The organism is Arthrobacter sp. SD76 (genome assembly GCF_049726125.1).
Classification (GTDB): Bacteria; Actinomycetota; Actinomycetes; order Actinomycetales; family Micrococcaceae; genus Arthrobacter; species Arthrobacter nitrophenolicus.
The window spans coordinates 1,545,548-1,565,279 of record NZ_JBNBLR010000001.1 but is presented as its reverse complement, the minus strand read 5'-3'; the positions used below and the strand labels follow the sequence as shown (position 1 = coordinate 1,565,279).

Annotated in this window: 15 protein-coding genes, 7 pseudogenes and 1 riboswitch; of the genes and pseudogenes, 3 read left to right on the top strand and 19 right to left on the bottom strand. The window is 67.2% G+C overall.

From position 1 onward, the window contains the following. Window positions 1-43 precede the first annotated feature (43 nt). A complete protein-coding gene (locus ACPEE0_RS07685; protein ID WP_009359314.1) occupies window positions 44-289 on the top strand; it encodes an acyl carrier protein in 246 nt (81 codons plus the stop codon). A 154-nt stretch (window positions 290-443) separates the two neighbouring features. After that, window positions 444-1,679: a beta-ketoacyl-[acyl-carrier-protein] synthase family protein gene (locus tag ACPEE0_RS07680; RefSeq protein ID WP_009359313.1), complete on the top strand. Its 1,236-nt coding sequence runs from the start codon at window positions 444-446 to the stop codon at window positions 1,677-1,679. A gap of 113 nt (window positions 1,680-1,792) precedes the next feature. On the opposite strand, the pseudogene ACPEE0_RS07675 reads toward ACPEE0_RS07680, so the two are convergent. The 17 genes and pseudogenes from ACPEE0_RS07675 to ACPEE0_RS07595 all read right to left on the bottom strand — a co-directional run bounded on the left by ACPEE0_RS07675 (window position 1,793) and on the right by ACPEE0_RS07595 (window position 15,148). Further along, a pseudogene (locus ACPEE0_RS07675) lies at window positions 1,793-2,297 on the bottom strand (DUF3145 domain-containing protein). Between the two features lie 232 nt (window positions 2,298-2,529). Further along, window positions 2,530-3,455, bottom strand: a pseudogene (locus tag ACPEE0_RS07670) (tyrosine recombinase XerC). Between the two features lie 83 nt (window positions 3,456-3,538). Then, a pseudogene (gene dprA, locus ACPEE0_RS07665) lies at window positions 3,539-4,680 on the bottom strand (DNA-processing protein DprA). A gap of 52 nt (window positions 4,681-4,732) precedes the next feature. Beyond that, entirely contained in the window at window positions 4,733-6,277 is a 1,545-nt protein-coding gene (locus tag ACPEE0_RS07660) for a YifB family Mg chelatase-like AAA ATPase (protein WP_407709583.1), read from the bottom strand. Beyond that, the gene (locus ACPEE0_RS07655; RefSeq protein ID WP_424574244.1) at window positions 6,277-6,633 is read right to left on the bottom strand and encodes a YraN family protein; all 357 of its coding nucleotides are present in this window, start codon (window positions 6,631-6,633) and stop codon (window positions 6,277-6,279) included. Before ACPEE0_RS07655 ends, ACPEE0_RS07660 begins: the two co-directional genes overlap by 1 nt. Window positions 6,634-6,745: 112 nt before the next feature. Beyond that, complete coding sequence (locus ACPEE0_RS07650) at window positions 6,746-7,072, bottom strand: DUF2469 domain-containing protein (RefSeq protein WP_009359307.1); 327 nt, start codon at window positions 7,070-7,072, stop codon at window positions 6,746-6,748. 53 nt (window positions 7,073-7,125) lie between these two features. After that, a pseudogene (locus ACPEE0_RS07645) lies at window positions 7,126-8,003 on the bottom strand (ribonuclease HII). 1 nt (window position 8,004) lies between these two features. Continuing rightward, window positions 8,005-8,832, bottom strand: a complete 828-nt coding sequence (gene lepB, locus ACPEE0_RS07640) for a signal peptidase I (protein WP_424574243.1) — start codon at window positions 8,830-8,832, stop codon at window positions 8,005-8,007. Next, the gene (lepB, locus tag ACPEE0_RS07635) at window positions 8,833-9,510 is read right to left on the bottom strand and encodes a signal peptidase I (protein WP_424574242.1); all 678 of its coding nucleotides are present in this window, start codon (window positions 9,508-9,510) and stop codon (window positions 8,833-8,835) included. Window positions 9,511-9,595: 85 nt separating this feature from the next. Further along, window positions 9,596-9,955 carry a 50S ribosomal protein L19 gene (gene rplS / locus ACPEE0_RS07630; protein WP_009359303.1) on the bottom strand — a complete coding sequence of 120 codons (360 nt, stop codon included), beginning with the start codon at window positions 9,953-9,955 and terminating at the stop codon, window positions 9,596-9,598. Between the two features lie 253 nt (window positions 9,956-10,208). Further along, window positions 10,209-11,021 (bottom strand): tRNA (guanosine(37)-N1)-methyltransferase TrmD, encoded by an 813-nt coding sequence (gene trmD / locus ACPEE0_RS07625; RefSeq protein WP_424574241.1) that lies wholly within the window; start codon window positions 11,019-11,021, stop codon window positions 10,209-10,211. Next, complete coding sequence (gene rimM / locus ACPEE0_RS07620; RefSeq protein ID WP_424574240.1) at window positions 11,022-11,567, bottom strand: ribosome maturation factor RimM; 546 nt, start codon at window positions 11,565-11,567, stop codon at window positions 11,022-11,024. A gap of 103 nt (window positions 11,568-11,670) precedes the next feature. Then, on the bottom strand, window positions 11,671-11,913 hold the full coding sequence (locus ACPEE0_RS07615) for an RNA-binding protein (RefSeq protein ID WP_009359302.1): 243 nt from the start codon (window positions 11,911-11,913) through the stop codon (window positions 11,671-11,673). 1 nt (window position 11,914) lies between these two features. Continuing rightward, window positions 11,915-12,337, bottom strand: a complete 423-nt coding sequence (gene rpsP / locus ACPEE0_RS07610; RefSeq protein ID WP_009359301.1) for a 30S ribosomal protein S16 — start codon at window positions 12,335-12,337, stop codon at window positions 11,915-11,917. A 230-nt stretch (window positions 12,338-12,567) separates the two neighbouring features. Further along, entirely contained in the window at window positions 12,568-13,008 is a 441-nt protein-coding gene (locus tag ACPEE0_RS07605; RefSeq protein ID WP_009359299.1) for a hypothetical protein, read from the bottom strand. An 87-nt stretch (window positions 13,009-13,095) separates the two neighbouring features. Beyond that, on the bottom strand, window positions 13,096-13,971 hold the full coding sequence (locus tag ACPEE0_RS07600; RefSeq protein WP_424574239.1) for a VOC family protein: 876 nt from the start codon (window positions 13,969-13,971) through the stop codon (window positions 13,096-13,098). An 89-nt stretch (window positions 13,972-14,060) separates the two neighbouring features. Next, window positions 14,061-15,148: pseudogene (locus tag ACPEE0_RS07595) on the bottom strand (amidohydrolase family protein). 79 nt (window positions 15,149-15,227) lie between these two features. Beyond that, window positions 15,228-15,335, top strand: a riboswitch (TPP riboswitch). Here ACPEE0_RS07595 and thiC point away from each other — a divergent pair. Further along, a pseudogene (gene thiC, locus ACPEE0_RS07590) lies at window positions 15,330-17,158 on the top strand (phosphomethylpyrimidine synthase ThiC). (Overlaps the previous riboswitch by 6 nt.) A gap of 67 nt (window positions 17,159-17,225) precedes the next feature. Here the strand turns inward: thiC and ACPEE0_RS07585 are convergent. Together ACPEE0_RS07585 and ffh are read right to left on the bottom strand one after the other, a co-directional pair. Next, window positions 17,226-17,958 (bottom strand): annotated as a pseudogene (locus ACPEE0_RS07585) (alpha/beta hydrolase). Between the two features lie 116 nt (window positions 17,959-18,074). Next, window positions 18,075-19,658 carry a signal recognition particle protein gene (gene ffh, locus ACPEE0_RS07580; protein ID WP_009356574.1) on the bottom strand — a complete coding sequence of 528 codons (1,584 nt, stop codon included), beginning with the start codon at window positions 19,656-19,658 and terminating at the stop codon, window positions 18,075-18,077. Window positions 19,659-19,732: the final 74 nt, after the last annotated feature.

Sequence of the window (19,732 nt, the reverse complement as noted above, 5' to 3'; positions counted from 1 at the left end):
TTTCCGGCAGCCCCTGCCGGCAATACAAGAAAAGGAGCCATCAATGGCTAGCAACGAAGAGATCCTGGCCGGCCTGGCTGAAATCGTCAACGAGGAAACCGGCCTGGCCCCCGAGGCTGTGGAGCTGGACAAGTCCTTCACCGAGGACCTGGACATCGACTCCATCTCCATGATGACCATCGTGGTGAACGCCGAGGAGAAGTTCGGCGTGCGCATTCCGGATGAAGAGGTCAAGAACCTCAAGACCGTTGGTGACGCTGTCAGCTTTATCGCCGGAGCCCAGGCCTAGTCCAGGCCTTCGCCGTCTGGCTTGGCGGGGCTGCCGGTCCGGATGACCGGACCGGCAGCCCTGCTGCATTTCTCCACCCGGCCGAGGCCGGCCATCAACACGCGGGACCCTCCGGAAGACGGAGACGGATTCCCACCGACGAAAGAGTGATCCCATGACACGCAAAGTAGTCATTACCGGTCTGGGCGCCACCACGCCCATCGGCGGCGACGTTCCCACAATGTGGAGCAACGCGCTCAAGGGGGTCTCCGGTGCCCGCACCCTGGAGGATGACTGGGTCGCCAAGTACGAGCTTCCCGTCCATTTCGCTGCCCGCTGCAGCACCCCTGCCCTTGACGTGCTCAGCCGCGTCGAGGCCAAGCGGATGGACCCCTCCACCCAGTTCGGCGTCATTGCCGCCCGGGAGGCGTGGGCAGACTCCGGCATCACCGAATTCGACAAGGACCGCCTGGCTGTCGCCTTCGCTACCGGTATCGGCGGCGTCTGGACGCTGCTGGACGCCTGGGACACCCTGAAGGAAAAGGGCCCCCGCCGGGTCCTGCCCATGACCGTGCCCATGTTGATGCCCAACGGTGTTGCCGCGGCCGTCAGCCTGGACCTCGGCGCCCGGGCCGGCGCCCACACCCCGGTGTCCGCCTGCGCCTCCGGTACCGAAGCCATGCACCTTGGCCTGGAACTGATCCGCTCCGGCAAGGCTGACGTGGTCATGTGCGGCGGCGCCGAGGCAGCCATCCATCCGATGCCCCTGGCCGCGTTCGCCTCCATGCAGGCGCTCTCCCGGCGCAATGATGACCCGCAGGGTGCTTCCCGGCCCTACGACACCGGCCGTGACGGGTTCGTCATGGGCGAGGGTGCAGGCGCCCTCGTCCTTGAAGCCGAGGAGCACGCCCTGGCCCGCGGCGCGCGGATCTACGGCGAACTCGCCGGCACCTCCGTCACCGCCGACGCCTACCACATCACCGCGCCGGACCCGGAGGGCCTGGGCGCCACCCGCGCACTGAAGGCCGCTATGTTCGACGGCCGGATCCAGGCGGAGGACGTGGTCCACGTCAACGCGCACGCCACCTCCACCCCTGTTGGTGACAAGCCCGAGTACACCGCCCTGCGCGCCGCCCTGGGCAACCACGTGGACAACGTGGCGGTCTCCGCCACGAAGTCGCAGATGGGCCACCTGCTGGGCGCATCGGGTGCCGTCGAGGCAGTCCTCACCGTCCTTGCGGTATACGACCGCAAGGCGCCGGTGACCATCAACCTCGAAAACCAGGACCCGGAGATCCCGCTGGATGTGGTGACCTCCGCTCGCGACCTGCCTGCCGGGAACATCGTGGCGCTCAGCAACTCGTTCGGTTTCGGCGGCCACAACGCCGTCGTCGCCGTCCGAAGCGTCTGACATCACCGGGACATACCCGGAACAAGAAGGAGGCCCCGCCGGCTGGCGGGGCCTCCTTCATTGCTATGGAGTGGTGTTTCGGTCCGGGAATCCGGGCTGGGGTACGACGGCGGTCAGCCCACCTGGTGGAGCCAGCGCACGGGCGCGCCTTCCGCGGCGTGCCGGAAGGGTTCGAGCTCCTCGTCCCAGGCTTCACCGAGTGCCAGGGACAGTTCATGGTAGACGGCAGCGGGGTCCCCTGCTCCGGACTCGTAGGCGTAGCGGATGCGGTCCTCGGACACCATGATGTTGCCGTGCACGTCCGTCACCGCGTGGAAAATACCCAGCTCAGGGGTGTGCGACCACCGCCCGCCGTCCACTCCCTGGCTTGGCTCCTCCGTCACTTCGAAGCGGAGGTGCGCCCAGCCGCGCAGTGAGGACGCCAACTTCAGCCCCGGTGCCGGGCGTCCCGGTCCAGGACAACTCGGCACGGAACATTCCGGGCGCGGCAGGCTGAGGGGTCCACTCAAGGTCCGTGCGCTTGTCAACGACGGAACCTATGGCCCACTCAACATGAGGGCACAGGGCCGTAGGGGCCGAGTGAACGAAAAGCACACCGCGGGTCATTGCAACAGACATTCCATCCTCCATAGCTCTAGGTACGTCTTCCCCAACGACCTCTGCCTGGATGGAACCGCTGTGCCCTGCCTGCGGGACTCCCTGCCTGGTTATTCAAATATGAATGCTGCGTCCGGACTTGCCGCACCGCCTGCAGCCCAAGGGCTTCAAGCGGTACTTGAAAGTTGCCGGACGTGACTCTTATTGTGCCGTACGCCGCAGAATTACGCCAGTGCGATTAGCTTTCCGGAACTTAGGCCCGCGGGTGGGCCTGCTGGTAGCTTTTGCGCAGCCGGTCCACCGAAACATGCGTGTAGATTTGCGTCGTGGCCAGGCTGCTGTGCCCAGGATTTCCTGCACCGCCCGCAGGTCCGCGCCGCCGTCCAGCAGGTGTGTAGCGGCGGAATGGCGCAGGGCGTGGGGTCCCGAAGCCGAGGTATCCCCCAGCGCTTCCAGGAGCCGGTTGACCAATTCGCGCACCTGCCGCTGGTCCACCCGGCGCCCGCGGGCGCCGAGGAACAGGGCGGGGCCGCTGTTCTCCCGCGCCAGCAGCGGCCGTCCACGGCGCAGCCAGTCATCCACCGCCACCGCGGCGGGAACGCCGTAGGGAACGGTACGCTCCTTGTTGCCTTTGCCCAGGACACGCAGCGTTCGCCGGTCCGGGTCCAGGTCATCGATGTCCAGCCCCGCAAGTTCCCCCACCCGCACGCCGGTGGCGTAGAGAAGTTCAACTATTGCGCGGTTGCGGACGGCCAGGGGCTCGCCGTCGGCTGCACTGTGCTCCAACTGGCCCAGCAGCCGGGTCAACTGCGAACTCTGCAGGACACCGGGCAGGGACCGTTCACGCTTGGGCGCCTTCAGCCGCAGGGCAGGATCCACGGCGATCCGTTCCTCGCGCAAAGCCCATGCGGTGAATGACCTTACCGTGGCCGACCTCCTGGCCAGGGTTGCCCGGGCGGCGCCGGACTGGCTCTGGACACCCAGCCAGCGGCGGAGCATGCCCAGTTCGAGGTCCCCAAGCACGGAGGCACCTTCCGAGGCGGCATGCGCCAGGAGGCTGCGGACGTCGCCGAGGTAGGCACGCCGCGTGTGGGCCGACACCGCACGCTCTCCGGACAGGTAGCCGGCGAACGCGTCCAGGGCGTCGCTGAGTCCTGGTGGCAGTTCCTCATTTTCCACTCCCTTACTGTCTCAGTTCCTGGAGCCGTACCTGTGGGCTGACACGGCGCCGGCCACCACTTTGTCTCCATCAGGGCGGTACATCAGACGGAAGCCTTGCCTCTCTTCCAGCCGCCCCGTTCGGAAACGGCCAGGCCGAGCAGCCCGAGCCTGCCCAGGCCGGCACGCACCGATTCCTGCCCCAGCCCGGCCACGGCCGCGAGCTTCTCGACGGAGGTGGTGGAGCGCAGCGGCAGCGCATCGAGCAGGATCAGGTCCTCGAGGGTCAATCCGTCCTGCACCTGGGCGCTGGCCTGCCGCTGTTCGGGCAGCGCGCTGCCGCTCGGCGAGGCGAGTTCGGCAATTTCTGCGGCATCGGTAACACACACGGCTCCCCCGTCGCGCAGCAGCCGGTGGCATCCTGCCGAATTCGCACTGTGCACCGACCCCGGCACTGCACCGACCGCACGGCCGAGGGATTCAGCGTGATGGGCCGTGTTCAGGGCTCCGGACCGCCAGCGCGCCTCCACGACGACGGTGACGGCGGACAATGCCGCAATCAGCCGGTTGCGCTGCAGGAACCGGTAGCGCGTGGGGGCTGATCCCGGCGGCACCTCCGCGAGGACAGCACCCTGGTTGCAGACAGCCCGCAGGAGGTCCTCGTTGCCGGACGGATAGAACCTGTCCACGCCGCCTGCCATGACCGCGATGGTGGGAACAGCACCTGCACCGCCGGCGAGCGCTGCCCGGTGTGCATGGGCGTCGATCCCGTAGGCGCCGCCGGACACCACGGTAAAGCCGCGCTGGGCCAGCGAGTAGGCGAGATCCCCCGTCACCGAGGCCCCGTAGCTGGTGCTGTCCCGGGAACCCACCAGTGCGATGCTGGTGTCCACCGCCGGCAGGGGCTGCTCCTGGCCGCGCCACCAGAGGCAGAGCGGCTCCTGGATCCCGAGATCTGCCAACTGGGCGGGCCACAGCTCGTCGGAGGGGATGATGAGCCGTCCGCCCAGGCGGGCCATGGTGGCGAGGTCCCGCTCGGCGCCAGGTCAGGGATCCTGGGCTGCCACCGCTTGAGCGCAGCCGCCATGCTGGCCCAGCTGGTGGCGGCTCCGCTGTCCGCGAGGAGTGCCGTGATTTCGCGTTCCAGTTCCGGCCCTGCCTTCAACTCCCCGGTAGCGATACCGAGGGCATCCACGGCTCCCGCCACCTGTACGAGGGCAAGTCCGGCGGCGTCCTGCGGCTCCATCAGGCGTGACAGCGCGGCGCGGGCCAGGCGGTCGGGTCCATTGATGTTTCCCTCATGCCGACACCGCCGCGGCCTGCCGCAGTCCGAGTGCCTGTCCGATATCGTCGGTGTCCGGCTTGTCCCGGTGGCCCAGGTCGGCGAGTGTCCAGGCCAGGCGAAGCACGCGGTCATAGCCGCGTGCAGTCAAAATGCCCCGCTCCAGGGAATGGTCCAGGATCCGGGTTGCCGCCGGCGCCAGCCGCAGTTCTCCGCGCAGGATGCGGCCGGGCACCTGGGAGTTGGTCTCCAGACCGAAGGGCTGCAGCCGCTCCGACTGGCGGAGTCGGGCTTCCCGCACCCGTCCGGCTACGGCCGCTGAATCCTCCTCAGCTCCGGACTGGCCAAACTCGGCGAGCGATACCCGTTCGACCTGCAGCTGGATGTCCACCCGGTCCAGCAGCGGCCCGGACATCCTGGCCAGGTAGCGGCGCCGCATCATGGGTGTGCAGGTGCACTCGAGCCCCTTCCCGGAAGCCTTGCCGCAGGGGCAGGGGTTGGCTGCGAGCACCAGCTGGAAGCGTGCAGGATACGCCGCTGTCCCGGCCGACCTGTGGATCACCAGTTCCCCGCTTTCCAGCGGCTGCCGCAGCGCGTCCAGGACCCGCCGCTCGTATTCGGGTGCCTCGTCCAGGAACAGCACACCGCGGTGCGCCCGCGAGGCTGCCCCGGGCCGCGGCAGCCCCGAACCCCCGCCGATGATGGCTGCGGCTGTTGCCGAATGGTGTGGGCTTTCGAAGGGCGGCCGCCGAAGCAGCTGGACCGTGGAGGAGGGAAGCCCGCAGAGCGAGTGGATGGCGGTGACCTCCATGGATTCATGGTCGCCAAGGTCTGGCAGCAGGCCGGGCAGCCGTTCCGCCAGCATGGTTTTGCCGGCGCCGGGCGGGCCGGTCAGCAGCAGATGGTGGGCGCCGGCAGCTGCGACCTCCAGGGCACGGCGGGCATCGGCCTGCCCGGACACGTCAGCCATGTCGGGGCAGGGCCCGTCCGTGGCGGAAAGGTCATCGCCACCGTCCTGGTCCTCGGGTTCAAAGTCAAGGGCGAGCTCCTGCGGATCCGCTCCGAAGTCCAGTGCCAGCCGCGCAAGGGTGCGGTAGCCCCGCACATGTGCTCCCGGAACCAGGGCGGCCTCGGCGAGGTTGGCGTGCGCCACCACAATGTCAGGGAATCCTGCCTGCACCGAGGCCATGACCGCGGGCAGGATTCCACGGACCGGCCGGAGCCGGCCGTCAAGCCCAAGCTCGGCGATGAAGACCGTCCGGCCAGTGGGCCGGATGTCATTGGCGGCGCGGAGCACGGCCATGGTCACGGCGAGGTCGAAGCCGGAACCGCGCTTGGGAAGCGATGCCGGAATCAGGTTGGCAGTGATTTTCCTGCGGCTGAGCGGAATTCCAGAGTTCCTGGCCGCGGACCTGATCCGCTCCCGTGCTTCGTTGAGGGAAGCATCCGGCAGCCCAAGGATGATGAAGGCCGGCAGGGTCTGTCCGATGTCGGCCTCGACCTCAACCATGTACCCGTTCAGGCCCACCAGCGCGATGGAATATGTGCGGCCCAGTGCCATCACCCGACCCCCTTGAGGTGTTCCACGGTGGGCTGGCCTCCCCCGTCATCAACGACGGCAATGACGTCCACCCGCCGCAGGGGCATCCGCAATTCCCGGTCGCGGCACCATGCCGAGCCGAGGCGGTGCAGCCGGGCAAGCTTTTCGGGCCCTACCGCTTCGAACGGGTGGCCGTAGTCCAGGGAACGCCGTGTTTTGACTTCGGCGATCACCAGGGCGTCGCCGTCCAGGGCGACGATGTCGATTTCACCCTCGGGGCAGCGCCAGTTGCGTTCCACCACCAGCATGCCCAGCGACTCCAGGTAGCCGGCGGCGAGTTCCTCGCCGTGCCGGCCCAGCAGGTCTTTCGATCTCATGTTTCTACCTCCGTTAACCAGCCTGGGCCTGCGGAAGTAGCGGCGGACAGCACAGCCCGCCGTATGTGCATACGGCGGGCTGTGAAGGGAAAGTGGCGCGGCGGCCCCGGAGCTAGTTGCCCAGGTCCACGTCCTTGGGCATGGCCAGTTCTTCATTGCGCGGAAGCTCTTCCACGTTGACGTCCTTGAAGGTGAGGACCCGGACGCTCTTGACGAACCGGGCGGAGCGGTACACGTCCCACACCCAGGCATCCTGCAGCGTCAGGTCGAAGTAGACCTCGCCGTCTGCGCTGCGGGCCTGCAGGTCCACGTGGTTTGCCAGGTAGAAGCGCCGTTCGGTCTCGACTACATAGCTGAACAGTCCGACGACGTCGCGGTATTCACGGTAGAGCTGGAGCTCCATGTCGGTTTCGTAGTTTTCAAGATCCTCAGCACTCATGCTTCCATCTTGCACCATGTCCGCCGCCGCGGGCGCCCGGACGGGAGTGGGGATCAGTCCGCGGCGGATTCCGCCAGGCCGGACCGTTCATCGAGGGAAAGTTCGTCCAAAGCACATTCGTCGTCCGGCACCTCACCGTCCGCCACTTCCCCGTCCCGGAGTTCCCCGCCGAGCAGGTTCCAGCTCACGCGGTGGTAGGGGCTTGGTCCGGCAGCGCGCAGCACGTCGCGGTGCAGCGCCGTGGCATAGCCCTTGTTGATGTCCCAGCCAAAGTCCGGGTACTCGGCGTGCAGTTCCCGCATGGCCCTGTCCCGTTCCACCTTGGCGATAACGCTCGCCGCCGCAACGCTCAAACATTGCATGTCGGCCTTGATTTTGGTGTGCACCGGGGCCTGGCAGGCAGCGTCGAGGGCAACCGGTTCGAAGAGGGACGGCTGCTCCGCCGGGGAAAGCCAGTTGTGGTTGCCGTCCAGGAGCACGAGGTCCGGTGTGACCCCGGCCGCCAGGACGGCGTTCCAGGCCCTGGTTCCCGCCAGGCGCAGGGCGGCCATGATGCCGAAGTCATCAATTTCCCGGGCGCTGGCGTGCCCGACCGCCGAGGCCACGCTCCAGCGGCGGACCAGTGGATCCAGGCGTTCCCGTTCAGCGGGCGGCAGGAGCTTGCTGTCCCGCACCCCGGCAAGGCTGCGCTGGCGTTCAAGGTCGACGACGGCGATGCCGACGCTGACCGGCCCGGCCAGTGCGCCGCGGCCCACCTCGTCCATCCCGGCAAGGAAACGGACCCCTGGGCCTTGAAGGACCGCTCGTGCCGCAAGGTCGGCGCCTTGGCGCGGCCGGCGGATGCCCTGGTGCCGGCGGGCGCTTTCGTGGAACCGGACCGGCGACGGGCCGGAGCGGTCTCTCCCGGGTGGTCTTTGACTGCCGGGGACATGTCAGGAAGCGGCGGGTACGTTCCGGAACACGTCCGGATAGTTGTCGAGCGTTGTTATCCGGTTCAGCGGCCACGCAATGACTGCCGCCTTGCCTTCGAGGTCGTCAAGGTCGATGAAACCCCCGTCGGAGTCCATGTGCGCCCTCGAATCGGCGGAATGGTTCCGGTTGTCGCCCATCACCCACACCTTTCCTTCGGGAACCACCACGTCGAAGTTCCGGACCTGCGGGACCTCGGCGGGGTTGACGTAGGGCTCGTCCACGGCTGAGCCGTTAATGGTCAGTTTACCGCCGGCATCGCAGCAGACCACGTGGTCGCCGGGCAGCCCAATGACCCTTTTGACCAGGTGCTGCTCGGAGTTGTCCGGGAGCAGCCCAACGAACGTCAGCCCGTCCTGCACCCAGGTGAAAGGGCCATCCGCCTTCTCTTCGACCGGCGGGAGCCAGCCCTTGGTATCGCGGAAGACCACAATGTCTCCGCGGCTGAGCGAGAAGGGCTCCGGCACCAGCAGGTTGACGAAGATGCGGTCGTCGACGTCCAGGGTGTTCACCATGGACTCGGACGGGATAAAGAACGCCCGGAAGAGGAAAGTCTTGATGAGGAAGGACAGCACGACGGCGATCACCACCACCGTGGCGACCTCCTTCAGCCATGCGAACACCGGGCTGCCGGCGGGCTTTGCGGCTGCCTTCGCGGCGGACCGGCTTTCCGCCGGCGCAGGGTCAGGCGCTTCCGGACCGGGGACGGGCCCGCCGGCGGTCTGGCCTGCCGGAGTCTCAGAGGCGCCGTCGGGGCGCGGTTCCGGTGTCCGCGCGTGATTCTCGGGCATCTACTGTCCGTTCTCTGTTATTGGTTCCGCCGCGTACGGGCGGGGTACTGGAGCAAATCTATCAAGGGGCCAGATGATCTGGACGGGGCGCCCGATGACGCGTTCCATCGGCACCATGCCGCCGCCGGGGGCGCCCAGCAGGCTCCGGGAATCGGCGGACTGCGAGCGGTGGTCACCCATAAGCCACAGCCGCCCGTCCGGGATCACCGCTGTGAACTTCTGCGTGCTGGGGGCGTCGCCGCTGAAGAGGTAGGGCTCGTCCAGCGCCCCGCCATTAACAGTAATCTTTCCCGCCGCGTCGCAGCAGGCCACGGTGTCGCCGGGGAGACCGATGACGCGTTTGACATAGGTGGTGTCGCTGCCGGTGAGTCCAAGCCACTGGGTGACGCCTGCGGCCGCATCCACGACGGGGCCCCTGCCGCTGTTGAGCGGTGCGAACGTACCCCTGCCGTCGAACACCACGATGTCGCCCCGGCGGATGGGTTCTGCCTGGAAGTCGGTCCGGGACACCAGGATCCGGTCCCCGCCTTCCAGCAGGGGTTCCATGGACTCGGACGGAATGAAGTAGACGTCGAGCCACAGTGACCGGACCACCCCGCTGACGGCCACGGCAAGGAGCAGTGCCAGGAACGCAAAACGCCAGCCCATTCTTGTGGGCTGGCGTTTTGTCTGGTCCATGGTCCGTATCCTGGCGCTGGTGCTGATTGGCTCCGGCGCTGGCCGGATACGGCTGCGGCCCAGCCTGCGTATGTCCGAAAAGGACTTACTTGGCGGTGCTGAAGTCGCGCTTTTCCTTGATCTTCGCAGCCTTACCGCGCAGTGCACGCATGTAGTAAAGCTTGGCGCGGCGAACGTCGCCCTTGGTGACAACCTCGATCTTTTCGATGATCGGGGAGTGTACCGGGAAGGTACGCTCAACGCCGACACCGAAGGAGACCTTGCGGACAGTGAAGGTCTCGCGGACGCCGTCACCCTGGCGGCCCAGGACGAAGCCCTGGAACACCTGGACGCGGGAGTTCTTGCCTTCGATGATGTTCACGTGAACCTTGAGGGTGTCACCCGCGCGGAATTCGGGAACATCGGTGCGCAGCGAAGCTGCGTCTACGGAATCGAGAATATGCATGATTGCACTCCTGGTGAACGCCACAGGTCATTCACTTTGGGTCACGGCAGCAGGGCACGGCGCAGGTAGCGCCGGAAATGCTGCCGAAAGCTAAGTAGTCCGGCCACCCCAATTGTTGACGGGGCCGGTTGTCAGGCTGTTGGCTTCGCTCCCCCTGTGGCAGGCGCTGGCCCAGCAGACACAAGGACTAATTTTGCCACAGCAGCGCCGTTACAGCCAATCCGCCTCAGTCCGGGCGGACAGGGCGGCACCGTCAGTCGCGTGCTTCTTCCGGCGCCCCGGCGCGCCGGACCAGCTTCCCGTCGACGACGTCGTACCCCAGGTCCTGCAGTTCGGTGCGGTCGGCACGTGGCAGCTTGCCGGCGTCGAACCCTTCGAGGAGGTCAGGGCGGCGCTGGGCAGTCCGGCGGAACTGTTCGTGCCGCCGCCACTGCGCGATCCTGCCGTGGTTGCCGCTCAGCAGCACCGCCGGCACTTCCCGGTCCCGCCAGACTGAGGGCTTGGTGTACACGGGGTATTCCAGGAGACCGTCCGAGTGGGACTCCTCCACCAGGGATTCCGGGTTGCCCACCACGCCGGGCAGCAGCCGGCCGATGGCCTCGACCATCGCCAGGACAGCCACCTCCCCGCCGTTCAGGACATAGTCTCCGAGGCTGACGGGCCGGACGTCGAAGTGTTCCCGGGACCAGTCAATGACGCGTTCGTCGATGCCCTCATACCGCCCGCACGCGAAGGCCAAATGCTTTTCCTCGGCCAGTTCGTAGGCAAGCGCCTGCGTAAACCGCTCCCCGGCCGGCGACGGGACGATGAGGACCGGTTTGCCGGCACCCTCCGGGCGGTCTCCGGCGATGGCCGCAAGGGCCTGCGCCCAGGGTTCGGGCTTCATCACCATGCCGGCACCGCCCCCGTAGGGAGTGTCATCCACCGTCCGGTGCCTGTCGGTGGTGAAAGCGCGCAGGTCATGGACCCGAAGATCCAGCAGGCCGTCCTGCCGGGCCTTTCCGATCAGCGAGAGTTCCAGCGGTGCCAGGTACTCCGGAAAAATCGTGACGACGTCGATCCGCATCTACGCTTTGCCTTCCTCACCGGGTGCGGCGGCGTCTTCCGAATTAAGTTCGAAGAGGCCGTCAGGCGGGGTGAGGAGGATGTACCCCTCCCCGATGTTCACTTCCGGGACGATCTGCTCCACGAACGGGACCAGGATTTCCCCGCCTTCCGGGGTGGTGACCATCAGCAGGTCCTGGGCCGGGCCCGTGTTGAGGGCGGTGACTTTGCCCACCACCTGGTCGCCCACGCGGGCTTCGAGGCCCACGAGTTCATGCTCGTACCAGCCCTCGTCGTCATCCTCGTCCAGGTCCGCTGTCTCAATGAAGAGCTTGGCACCACGCAATGTCTCCGCCATGTTGCGGTCGGCAACCTCTTCGAATCCCAACAGGAGGATGTCCTTGTTCCAGCGTGCGCTGCTCACCGTCAGCGGGCCGGAGGACGCGGGCTCAACCACGAATTCGGTGCCGGGGATAAAGCGGTCCTCAGGAGCGTCTGTCAGGACCTGGACCGTGACTTCCCCGCGGATGCCGTGGGGTTTGCCGATGCGGGCCACCTGAAGCTGCATGTCTTCCTCTGTTCGGGTCGGTAAAGCGGGTGTTCTGGAAAAGACTCCGGCCCCTCCACCTGCTGGTGGAGGGGCCGGAGCAAAAACTGGTGTTGCCGTGCGCTCAGCGGCGGCGGTCGGTGTCGACGACGTCGACCCTGACCGGTTCGCCGCCGGCCAGTGCTGCGACGACGGTGCGCAGTGCGCGTGCCGTGCGGCCCTGGCGGCCGATCACCCGTCCGAGGTCATCCTGGTGAACACGCACCTCGAGGGTGTCCCCGCGGCGGTTGCTCTTCGAGCTGACCTTGACGTCGTCCGGGGAATCAACGATCCCGCGGACCAGGTGCTCCAGCGCGTCTGCCAGCAATTTACTCAGCCTCGGTGGTCTCTGCTTCGGCTTCGGCCGGGGCTTCTGCTGCGTCAGACTTGGAGGCCTTCTTGGTGATGGCTTCCGGGATGATCACGGAACCCTTTTCCGGGGCAACGAAGGCTTCCTTCTCAGACTTGGTCTTGAGGGTGCCTTCCTGGCCCGGCAGGCCCTTGAACTTCTGCCAGTCACCGGTGATCTTCAGGATCGCGGCAACCTGCTCGGACGGCTGGGCGCCGACGGACAGCCAGTACTGCGCACGCTCGGAGTTGACCTCGATGTACGAGGGCTCTTCGGTGGGGTGGTACTTGCCGATTTCCTCGATGGCGCGGCCGTCACGCTTGGTGCGTGAGTCCGCGACGACGATGCGGTAGTACGGGGCGCGCATCTTGCCGAGGCGCTTAAGGCGAATCTTTACGGCCACTTTTGTGGTCACTCCTGTTTCAGAAAAAGGGGGTGAGCCCGGTTTTCTGCACCCGTGGGGCGGGCCGTACTTGCGGGTTCGAAGGACAGGATCCGGACGCGGAGAGAGGGGCCACGCAGATCGAGTACCTGTTTATTGTGCCAGATGAGCGCCGCGATTTCGACTTGGCGCGGCGCAGGCCGCGGAAGGGCCGGCATTAAGCGCGCTCCAGGACAGGTTGCGCCAAACGCTTACGCGGACCAGACGTACAGCCCTGTCCGTTCTGAATCGTCCACGTCACCGGCCAGTTCGGCCAGCTGCTGGACGTACACACGGGCCTGGGCAGCGCCGAATGGCATGTCCTCCTGCGCCGCCCACTGTTCGGCGACGTCGTCCAGGACATTGCCTTCGCCCTCGGTTTCGTAGGTCAGCAGGTCGGCCAGCGCCCGGACCATGGCAGGGGGTACGGCAAGCAGCGAATCGCTGGTGACATCGACCATCGTCAGCTCGTAGTCGGCTCCCCCGGCGTGCACGGCCGTGCCGGCCAGGTCGCCGAGCTGTTCCACCTCATAGTCCGTGATGTCCGGAATGCGGACGCCCTGGCCGGCGGGGGCTCCCCCGCCTGCGTCCAGGAGACCGGCGCGCTTGAGAGCTGCATCATGGGTGGCGACAAAGATCTCGGTGAAGCCCATTGGGGTAACCTTCCGTCGAAAGTGCGGCGGACGGGGCGGTCACCCGCACCGGCCTTTCGGTTTCAGCCTAGTACGGGGGCGCCGGGGTCAGCGTACTGCCACCCGGATGTTGTTGCGCCACGGGTCCTCGAACAGCAACTCCGCCCCGGTGTGGCTGGACGGTATTCCGGAGACCTTCAGGCGGTCAGCCAGCGCGCCGACGTCGTCACCCGCGGGCACTTCGATGAGGACCTCGCCAAGGCCCAGCGTGTCCTTCCGGGGGCCGGCGCCGCGGCTGTTCCAGACGTTCATGGCCATGTGGTGGTGGTACCGGCCCGCTGAGACGAAGAGGGCCTGCCCGTGCCACCCCGCGGTCTTCTCGAAGCCGAGGATGCCAACGTAGAAGTCGCGGGCGGACTGCACGTCGCCCACCTGGAGGTGGACGTGGCCCACGCCGGCCGCGGTGGTGTGCTGTCCTTCCAGGGATTCCTCCGTGAGGTGCTGCTCAAGGTAGCGCTGCGGCGGCAGCGCCAGGCTGTCCATCACCACGTCCGTCCCGTTCCAGGACCAGTTGCTGCGCGGCCGGTCCCAGTACAGCTCGATGCCGTTGCCTTCGGGGTCGGTGAAATCGAAGGCCTCGCTGACAAGGTGGTCCGCGCTGCCGGTGAACGAGTGCGGGTTGAAGCGTGCGGCGGTGGCGACGGTTGCGGCGAGGGAGGCCTGGTCCTCGAACAGCAGCGCAGTGTGGAAGAGGCCCGCCTCCCCCCTGCCCGGAAGGTTCAGCCCCGGCGCGGGCGCCAGGTGGACAAGCGGCTTCCGGAGGCGGCCGAGGTAGAGGCCGCCGTCCTGCTCGGCAACAACGTCGAGGCCGAGGGCGCGCTGGTAGTAGTCGGTCATGACCTTCATGTCACCGACCTTGAGCATCACGGTGCCCATGGTGAGGTCGGCAGGAAGAAGGTCCTGGCTGGTGGCTTCTGCGGTCATTGAATGCTCCCTGTACTGGCGGCCGCACGGAGGACACGGCCTGTCACAGTTAAAATTCCTTGAAGCTTCAATTTATTCCAAGAGCCTTCTTATGGCCCTGAGATGATGCGGCCTCCCAGCACCACGTGGGAAAGGTCCCGGACGGCCTCCGGGCGGGTACGCGGATCCTTTCGGCAGACAACCACGTCGGCACGCGCCCCCTCAGCCACGCCGTCCGCTCCGAGCCACTCCCGTGCCGACCAGCAGGCGGCGTCCAGCGCAGCCGCCATGGGCAGGCCTGCCTGGTGCAGGGCAAGGATCTCGTCGGCGATCCGCCCGTGCCTGATGACGCTGCCGGCGTCCGTCCCTGCGAAAATCCTCACGCCGGCGTCGTAGGCCTCACCCACGCGCTCCAGGCGCCGCTCCCACAGGGCCATCATGTGCGCCGCGTAGCGCGGGAATTTGTGCCGTGCCTGCGCAGCGATATCGGGGAACGTGGCGATGTTGACCAGGGTGGGGACGATCGGCACGCCCTGTTCCGCAAACCGGGGAAGATGCCGGGCAGGAGGCCGGTGGCGTGCTCGATGCAGTCGATGCCCGCATCCAGCATCTGGTCGAGGGTGTCTTCGGCGAAGCAATGGGCAGTCACCCGGGCGCCTTCGTCATGGGCGGCCCGGACAGCATCCCGGACGACGGCGGCAGGAAACGAGGGTGCCAGGTCCCCGGCCCCGCGGTCGATCCAGTCCCCGACGAGCTTGACCCAGCCGTCGCCGTCGCGGGCCTGTTTGCGCACGGCCTCCACGAGGTGCTCCGGTTCCACCTCGTCAGCGAAGCCGCGGAGGTAGCGGCGTGTGCGGGCCACATGGCGCCCGGCCCGGATCAGCACCGGGAAGTCCCGGCCGCCCTGCATCCACCGGGTGTCAGCCGGCGAGCCGGCGTCACGCACCAGCAGCGTGCCGGCAGCCAGGTCCGCACGGGCCTGGTCCGCCGCGGCAGCGGAGTCCACCGGACCCTCCGGCCCCAGCCCGATGTGGCAGTGCGCATCCACCAGGCCGGGCAGCACCCAGCCGTCCAGCACCCGGCCCGGAGCCTGCTGCGGGCGGACAGATGTCAGCGCCCCGTCCACGGACCACAGGCCGCGGTGTTCGCTGGCCGGCCCGGTCAGCACAGGGCCGCTGAATTCTATGATTTCCGGCATCGGATCCCCTTTTCGTCGCCAGTCAGGCTAACACCGGCAGTTGTGACAAGGATCGGCGGACCGGCTGTGGTAGCTTCGTTCCTGACCACACGGGTGCCCCTGCAGGGGCTGAGATCGGGCTGAGGCAGCCTGCGACCGTCGAACCTGTCCGGGTAATGCCGGCGAAGGAAGTGAGTATTCCTTGAGTACACCAAATGAACAGCTGAGCCCTGCCCAAAACCAGTCCGGGAACGTGCTGCCGGAGGGGAAACCAGCAACTGCCACCCGGTCCCTGGCGTCGCATGCGCTGGCCTTCATCGACGATGGATCGGGCATCCGGGTTCCCGTAACGGAAATCTCCCTGGAACCGTCCCCCAACGGAGACGCGAACCCGCCTTTCCGCACCTACCGGACTGCCGGGCCAGGCAGTGATCCGGTGAGGGGGCTGCCGCCCTTCCGGGCAGCATGGATCGCCGGGCGGGGAGATACCGAGGCGTACAGCGGCAGGGGCAGGAACCTGCTCGACGACGGCCGCTCGGCCGTCCGCCGCGGCGCCGCGTCAGCCGAGTGGAAGGGCGCGCAGCCGGTGCCCCGCCGCGCCGTCGGGGGCCGGACGGTAACCCAGATGCACTACGCCCGGCAGGGCATCATCACCCCCGAAATGCGCTTCGTGGCACTGCGCGAAAACTGCGACGTGGAGCTGGTCCGCAGTGAACTGGCGGCGGGCCGCGCCATCATTCCCAGCAACATCAACCACCCTGAGTCGGAGCCGATGATCATCGGCAAGGCGTTCCTGGTGAAGATCAACGCCAACATCGGCAACTCCGCGGTCACCAGTTCCATCGCGGAAGAGGTGGACAAGCTGCAGTGGGCCACGCAGTGGGGCGCGGACACCGTGATGGACCTCTCCACCGGTGATGACATCCACACCACGCGCGAATGGATCATCCGCAACTCCCCCCGTACCGATCGGTACCGTGCCCATCTACCAGGCGCTGGAGAAGGTCAACGGCGAAGCCAACAAGCTGACCTGGGAGATCTTCCGCGACACCGTCATTGAGCAGTGCGAACAGGGCGTGGACTACATGACGGTGCACGCCGGCGTCCTCCTGCGCTACGTGCCGCTGACTGCAAACCGGGTCACGGGCATCGTGTCGCGCGGCGGCTCCATCATGGCCGGCTGGTGCCTGGCGCACCACCAGGAGAATTTCCTGTACACACACTTCGATGAGCTGTGTGAGATCTTCGCCAGGTACGACGTCGCGTTTTCGCTTGGCGACGGTCTGCGGCCGGGTGCCACGGCCGACGCGAACGACGCCGCCCAGTTTGCCGAACTGGACACGCTGGCCGAGCTCACCCTGCGCGCCTGGGAGTACGACGTCCAGGTGATGGTGGAAGGTCCCGGGCACATCCCCTTCCACCTGGTCCGTGAAAACGTGGAGCGCCAGCAGGAGCTGTGCAAGGGTGCGCCCTTCTACACCCTCGGTCCCTGGTTACCGACGTGGCACCCGGCTACGACCACATCACCTCAGCCATCGGCGCCACGGAAATCGCCCGTTACGGCACCGCGATGCTCTGCTACGTGACACCGAAGGAACACCTGGGCCTGCCCAACAAGGACGACGTCAAGACGGGGGTCATCACCTACAAGATTGCAGCGCACGCTGCGGACCTGGCGAAGGGCCACCCCGGCGCGCACGAACGCGATGACGCCCTGTCCAAGGCGCGCTTCGAATTCCGGTGGCGCGACCAGTTCGCCCTGTCACTGGATCCGGTGACCGCCGAGGCCTTCCATGACGAGACGCTTCCCGCGGAGCCGGCCAAAACGGCACACTTCTGCTCCATGTGCGGGCCCAAGTTCTGCTCCATGCGGATCAGCCAGGACATCCGGGACGAATACGGGTCCGCGGAGGCGCAGGCAGCCCTGGCGGACCGGGCAACCGGCATGCGGGAGAAGAGCCAGGAATCCTGGCGTCGGGCGGCAAGGTCTACCTGCCGGAGCCGCGGCTGCCCGAGGCGGTCTCCCCGTAGAAACCTTCCCCTTCGTCCGGCTGGCAATTGGGGGCCGGCCGGACGGAGGGGAAGCCCGGGCGCTCCGTCAGGAGGCGCGGGCGGACCGGGCCCTGCCGACGTCGCTGATAAAGGAGCGGACGGCCCGGTCCCCGTCGGGGAATCATGCGGCCGGTGCCCGCCGGCAGCAGTGCGGTGCACGGCTCCGGTTTCGCGGAGGTAGCCGGCAATTTCCTCGTACAGCGGTTCCCATCCACCGGTCAGGACCAGGGTAGGGACCCGGGAACGATGTGCAGCGGCGCCTCCCAGGAGGGCGCCTGCAGCCGCAGGCGCCGGGCGGACCGCTTCTCCTCCGCGGTGGCCGGTTCCTGCAGGTCTGTGGCATAGACCCGCCGCACGAATTCGCGCTGGAAGTCTTCGTCGCTGAGCTGGTGCCGCACCTCGAACAACGGCTTCATGAGGCTGATGTGCGCCGCCGTGGCCGGCAGTTCCGCCGTCAGCGACAGGCATGCCGGTTCCACGAGGGTCAGGGAATAGACGAGATCCGGCCGTTCCACGGCAGCCATCATGGCGGCGATGGCGCCTTGGGCGTGAGCAACGATGTGGCCGCCGGCGGCGCCGCGCCCGTCATCTGCCAGCGACCTCAACACGATGGCGGTATCCGCGGCGAACGAGGATTCCACAGGTTCGGCGACGGGATCGAAGCCGTGGCGGCGCAGGAACAGGGCATCGTAGGACAGCGCCATGCCGTGCTGGCGCGGCCATGCTGCGGCACCGTAACTTCCGGCGCCGTGCACGAACACTACCCTCTGCTTGAACATGTCCCAACCCTATTCCACGGCACCGACTTCCCCGGGAGCCGCCCGGGGCGGCCAACAGCCGATGCCCGGCGGGCGTGCCGCGGAAGCATCCCCTGCCGGCCAGCCGGTGGAGGCTGCTACTTGCCGAGGAACTTGTCAAAGCCCTTGGGCAGGTTCAGCTGGGACGGGTCGAAGTCGCCGGACTGCTGGCCGAAGGCTGCACCGGTCGGGAGCGCCTTGGCGGCGTTGGCCCGGCGGGCCTCGGCGTCCTTCCGCTCCTGGGCTGCCTTGGCCGGGTTGCCGGACTTTGCCTTCTTCTTAGGTGCGTTCTTGGCGTTCTTCCGCGCCCCGCCGCCGGCACCGGGAAGGCCCGGCATGCCCGGCATTCCCGGCATGCCGCCCTGCGCCATTTTCTTCATCATCTTCTGGGCCTGGGCAAAGCGCTCCAGCAGGCCGTTGACCTCGGAGACGTGGACACCGGAACCGCGGGCGATGCGGGCGCGGCGCGAGCCGTTGATGATCTTGGGAGCCAGGCGCTCATGCGGCGTCATGGAGCGGACGATCGCTTCCACGCGGTCGATCTCGCGCTCGTCGAACTGCTCCAGCTGCTGGCGGATGTTCTGGGCACCCGGCATCATCATGAGCATTTTCTTCATCGATCCCATGTTGCGGATCTGCTGCATCTGGGCGAGGAAGTCCTCCAGGGTGAAGTCCTCCTGGTCAGCGAATTTCTTCGCCATCCGGGCGGCTTCTTCCTTGTCCCAGGACTTCTCGGCCTGCTCGATGAGCGTGAGGACATCGCCCATGTCCAGGATGCGCGAGGCCATCCGGTCCGGGTGGAACAGCTCGAAGTCGTCCAGACCTTCACCCGTGGAGGCGAACATGACCGGCTTGCCGGTGACCGACGCGACGGAAAGCGCGGCACCGCCGCGGGCGTCGCCGTCGAGCTTGGACAGGACGATGCCGGTGAAGTTCACGCCCTCATCGAAGGCCAGTGCCGTGTTCACGGCGTCCTGGCCGATCATGGAGTCGATGACGAACAGCACTTCGTTCGGCACGATGGCCCGGCGGATCTGGCGCGCCTGCTCCATCATGTCGGCGTCGACGCCCAGCCGGCCGGCGGTGTCCACGATGACGACGTCGTGCAGCTTCTGGCGGGCTTCCTCGACGCCGGCGCGGGCCACGGCCACGGGATCGCCCGCGGGCTGGTCGAGCTCAGTGGAGGTGGCGCCCGGGTGCGGAGCGAAGACGGGCACCTTGGCCCGCTCGCCCACCACCTGGAGCTGGGTGACGGCGTTGGGGCGCTGGAGGTCGCAGGCCACCAGCATGGGGCTGTGCCCCTGGGCCTTGAGCCACTTGGAGAGCTTGCCCGCGAGTGTGGTCTTACCGGCACCCTGGAGGCCCGCCAGCATGATGACGGTGGGGCCGCTCTTGGCGAGGCGGATGCGCCGGGTTTCGCCGCCGAGGATTTCGACAAGTTCCTCGTTGACGATCTTGACGATCTGCTGGCTCGGGTTCAGCGCTGCCGACACCTCGGCGCCGAGTGCGCGTTCGCGGACCCTGCCGGTGAATTCACGCACCACGGGAACGGCAACGTCCGCGTCCAGGAGGGCACGGCGGATCTCACGGACTGTGGCATCGACGTCGGCCTCAGTGAGGCGGCCCTTGCCGCGGAGATTTTTGAAGGTTGCTGTCAACCGGTCAGACAGAGAATTGAACACGCGCCGCGCACTTCTTTCAGGAGATGATCGGGACTCGACTATCTAGGGTACCAAGTCGGGCCCGCCAGATGGCA

What these genes read in the sequence shown, in the direction of transcription:
- ACPEE0_RS07605 (WP_009359299.1), bottom strand. Translation starts at nt 13,008, where the DNA reads ATGGGCTTCACCGAGATCTTTGTCGCCACCCATGATGCAGCTCTCAAG.
- rimM (WP_424574240.1), bottom strand. Translation starts at nt 11,567, where the DNA reads ATGCAGCTTCAGGTGGCCCGCATCGGCAAACCCCACGGCATCCGCGGG.
- ACPEE0_RS07655 (WP_424574244.1), bottom strand. Translation starts at nt 6,633, where the DNA reads ATGAGATCGAAAGACCTGCTGGGCCGGCACGGCGAGGAACTCGCCGCC.
- ACPEE0_RS07660 (WP_407709583.1), bottom strand. Translation starts at nt 6,277, where the DNA reads ATGGCACTGGGCCGCACATATTCCATCGCGCTGGTGGGCCTGAACGGG.
- ACPEE0_RS07600 (WP_424574239.1), bottom strand. Translation starts at nt 13,971, where the DNA reads ATGACCGCAGAAGCCACCAGCCAGGACCTTCTTCCTGCCGACCTCACC.
- lepB (WP_424574243.1), bottom strand. Translation starts at nt 8,832, where the DNA reads ATGCCCGAGAATCACGCGCGGACACCGGAACCGCGCCCCGACGGCGCC.
- rplS (WP_009359303.1), bottom strand. Translation starts at nt 9,955, where the DNA reads ATGCATATTCTCGATTCCGTAGACGCAGCTTCGCTGCGCACCGATGTT.
- trmD (WP_424574241.1), bottom strand. Translation starts at nt 11,021, where the DNA reads ATGCGGATCGACGTCGTCACGATTTTTCCGGAGTACCTGGCACCGCTG.
- ACPEE0_RS07650 (WP_009359307.1), bottom strand. Translation starts at nt 7,072, where the DNA reads ATGAGTGCTGAGGATCTTGAAAACTACGAAACCGACATGGAGCTCCAG.
- ACPEE0_RS07685 (WP_009359314.1), top strand. Translation starts at nt 44, where the DNA reads ATGGCTAGCAACGAAGAGATCCTGGCCGGCCTGGCTGAAATCGTCAAC.
- lepB (WP_424574242.1), bottom strand. Translation starts at nt 9,510, where the DNA reads ATGGACCAGACAAAACGCCAGCCCACAAGAATGGGCTGGCGTTTTGCG.
- ACPEE0_RS07680 (WP_009359313.1), top strand. Translation starts at nt 444, where the DNA reads ATGACACGCAAAGTAGTCATTACCGGTCTGGGCGCCACCACGCCCATC.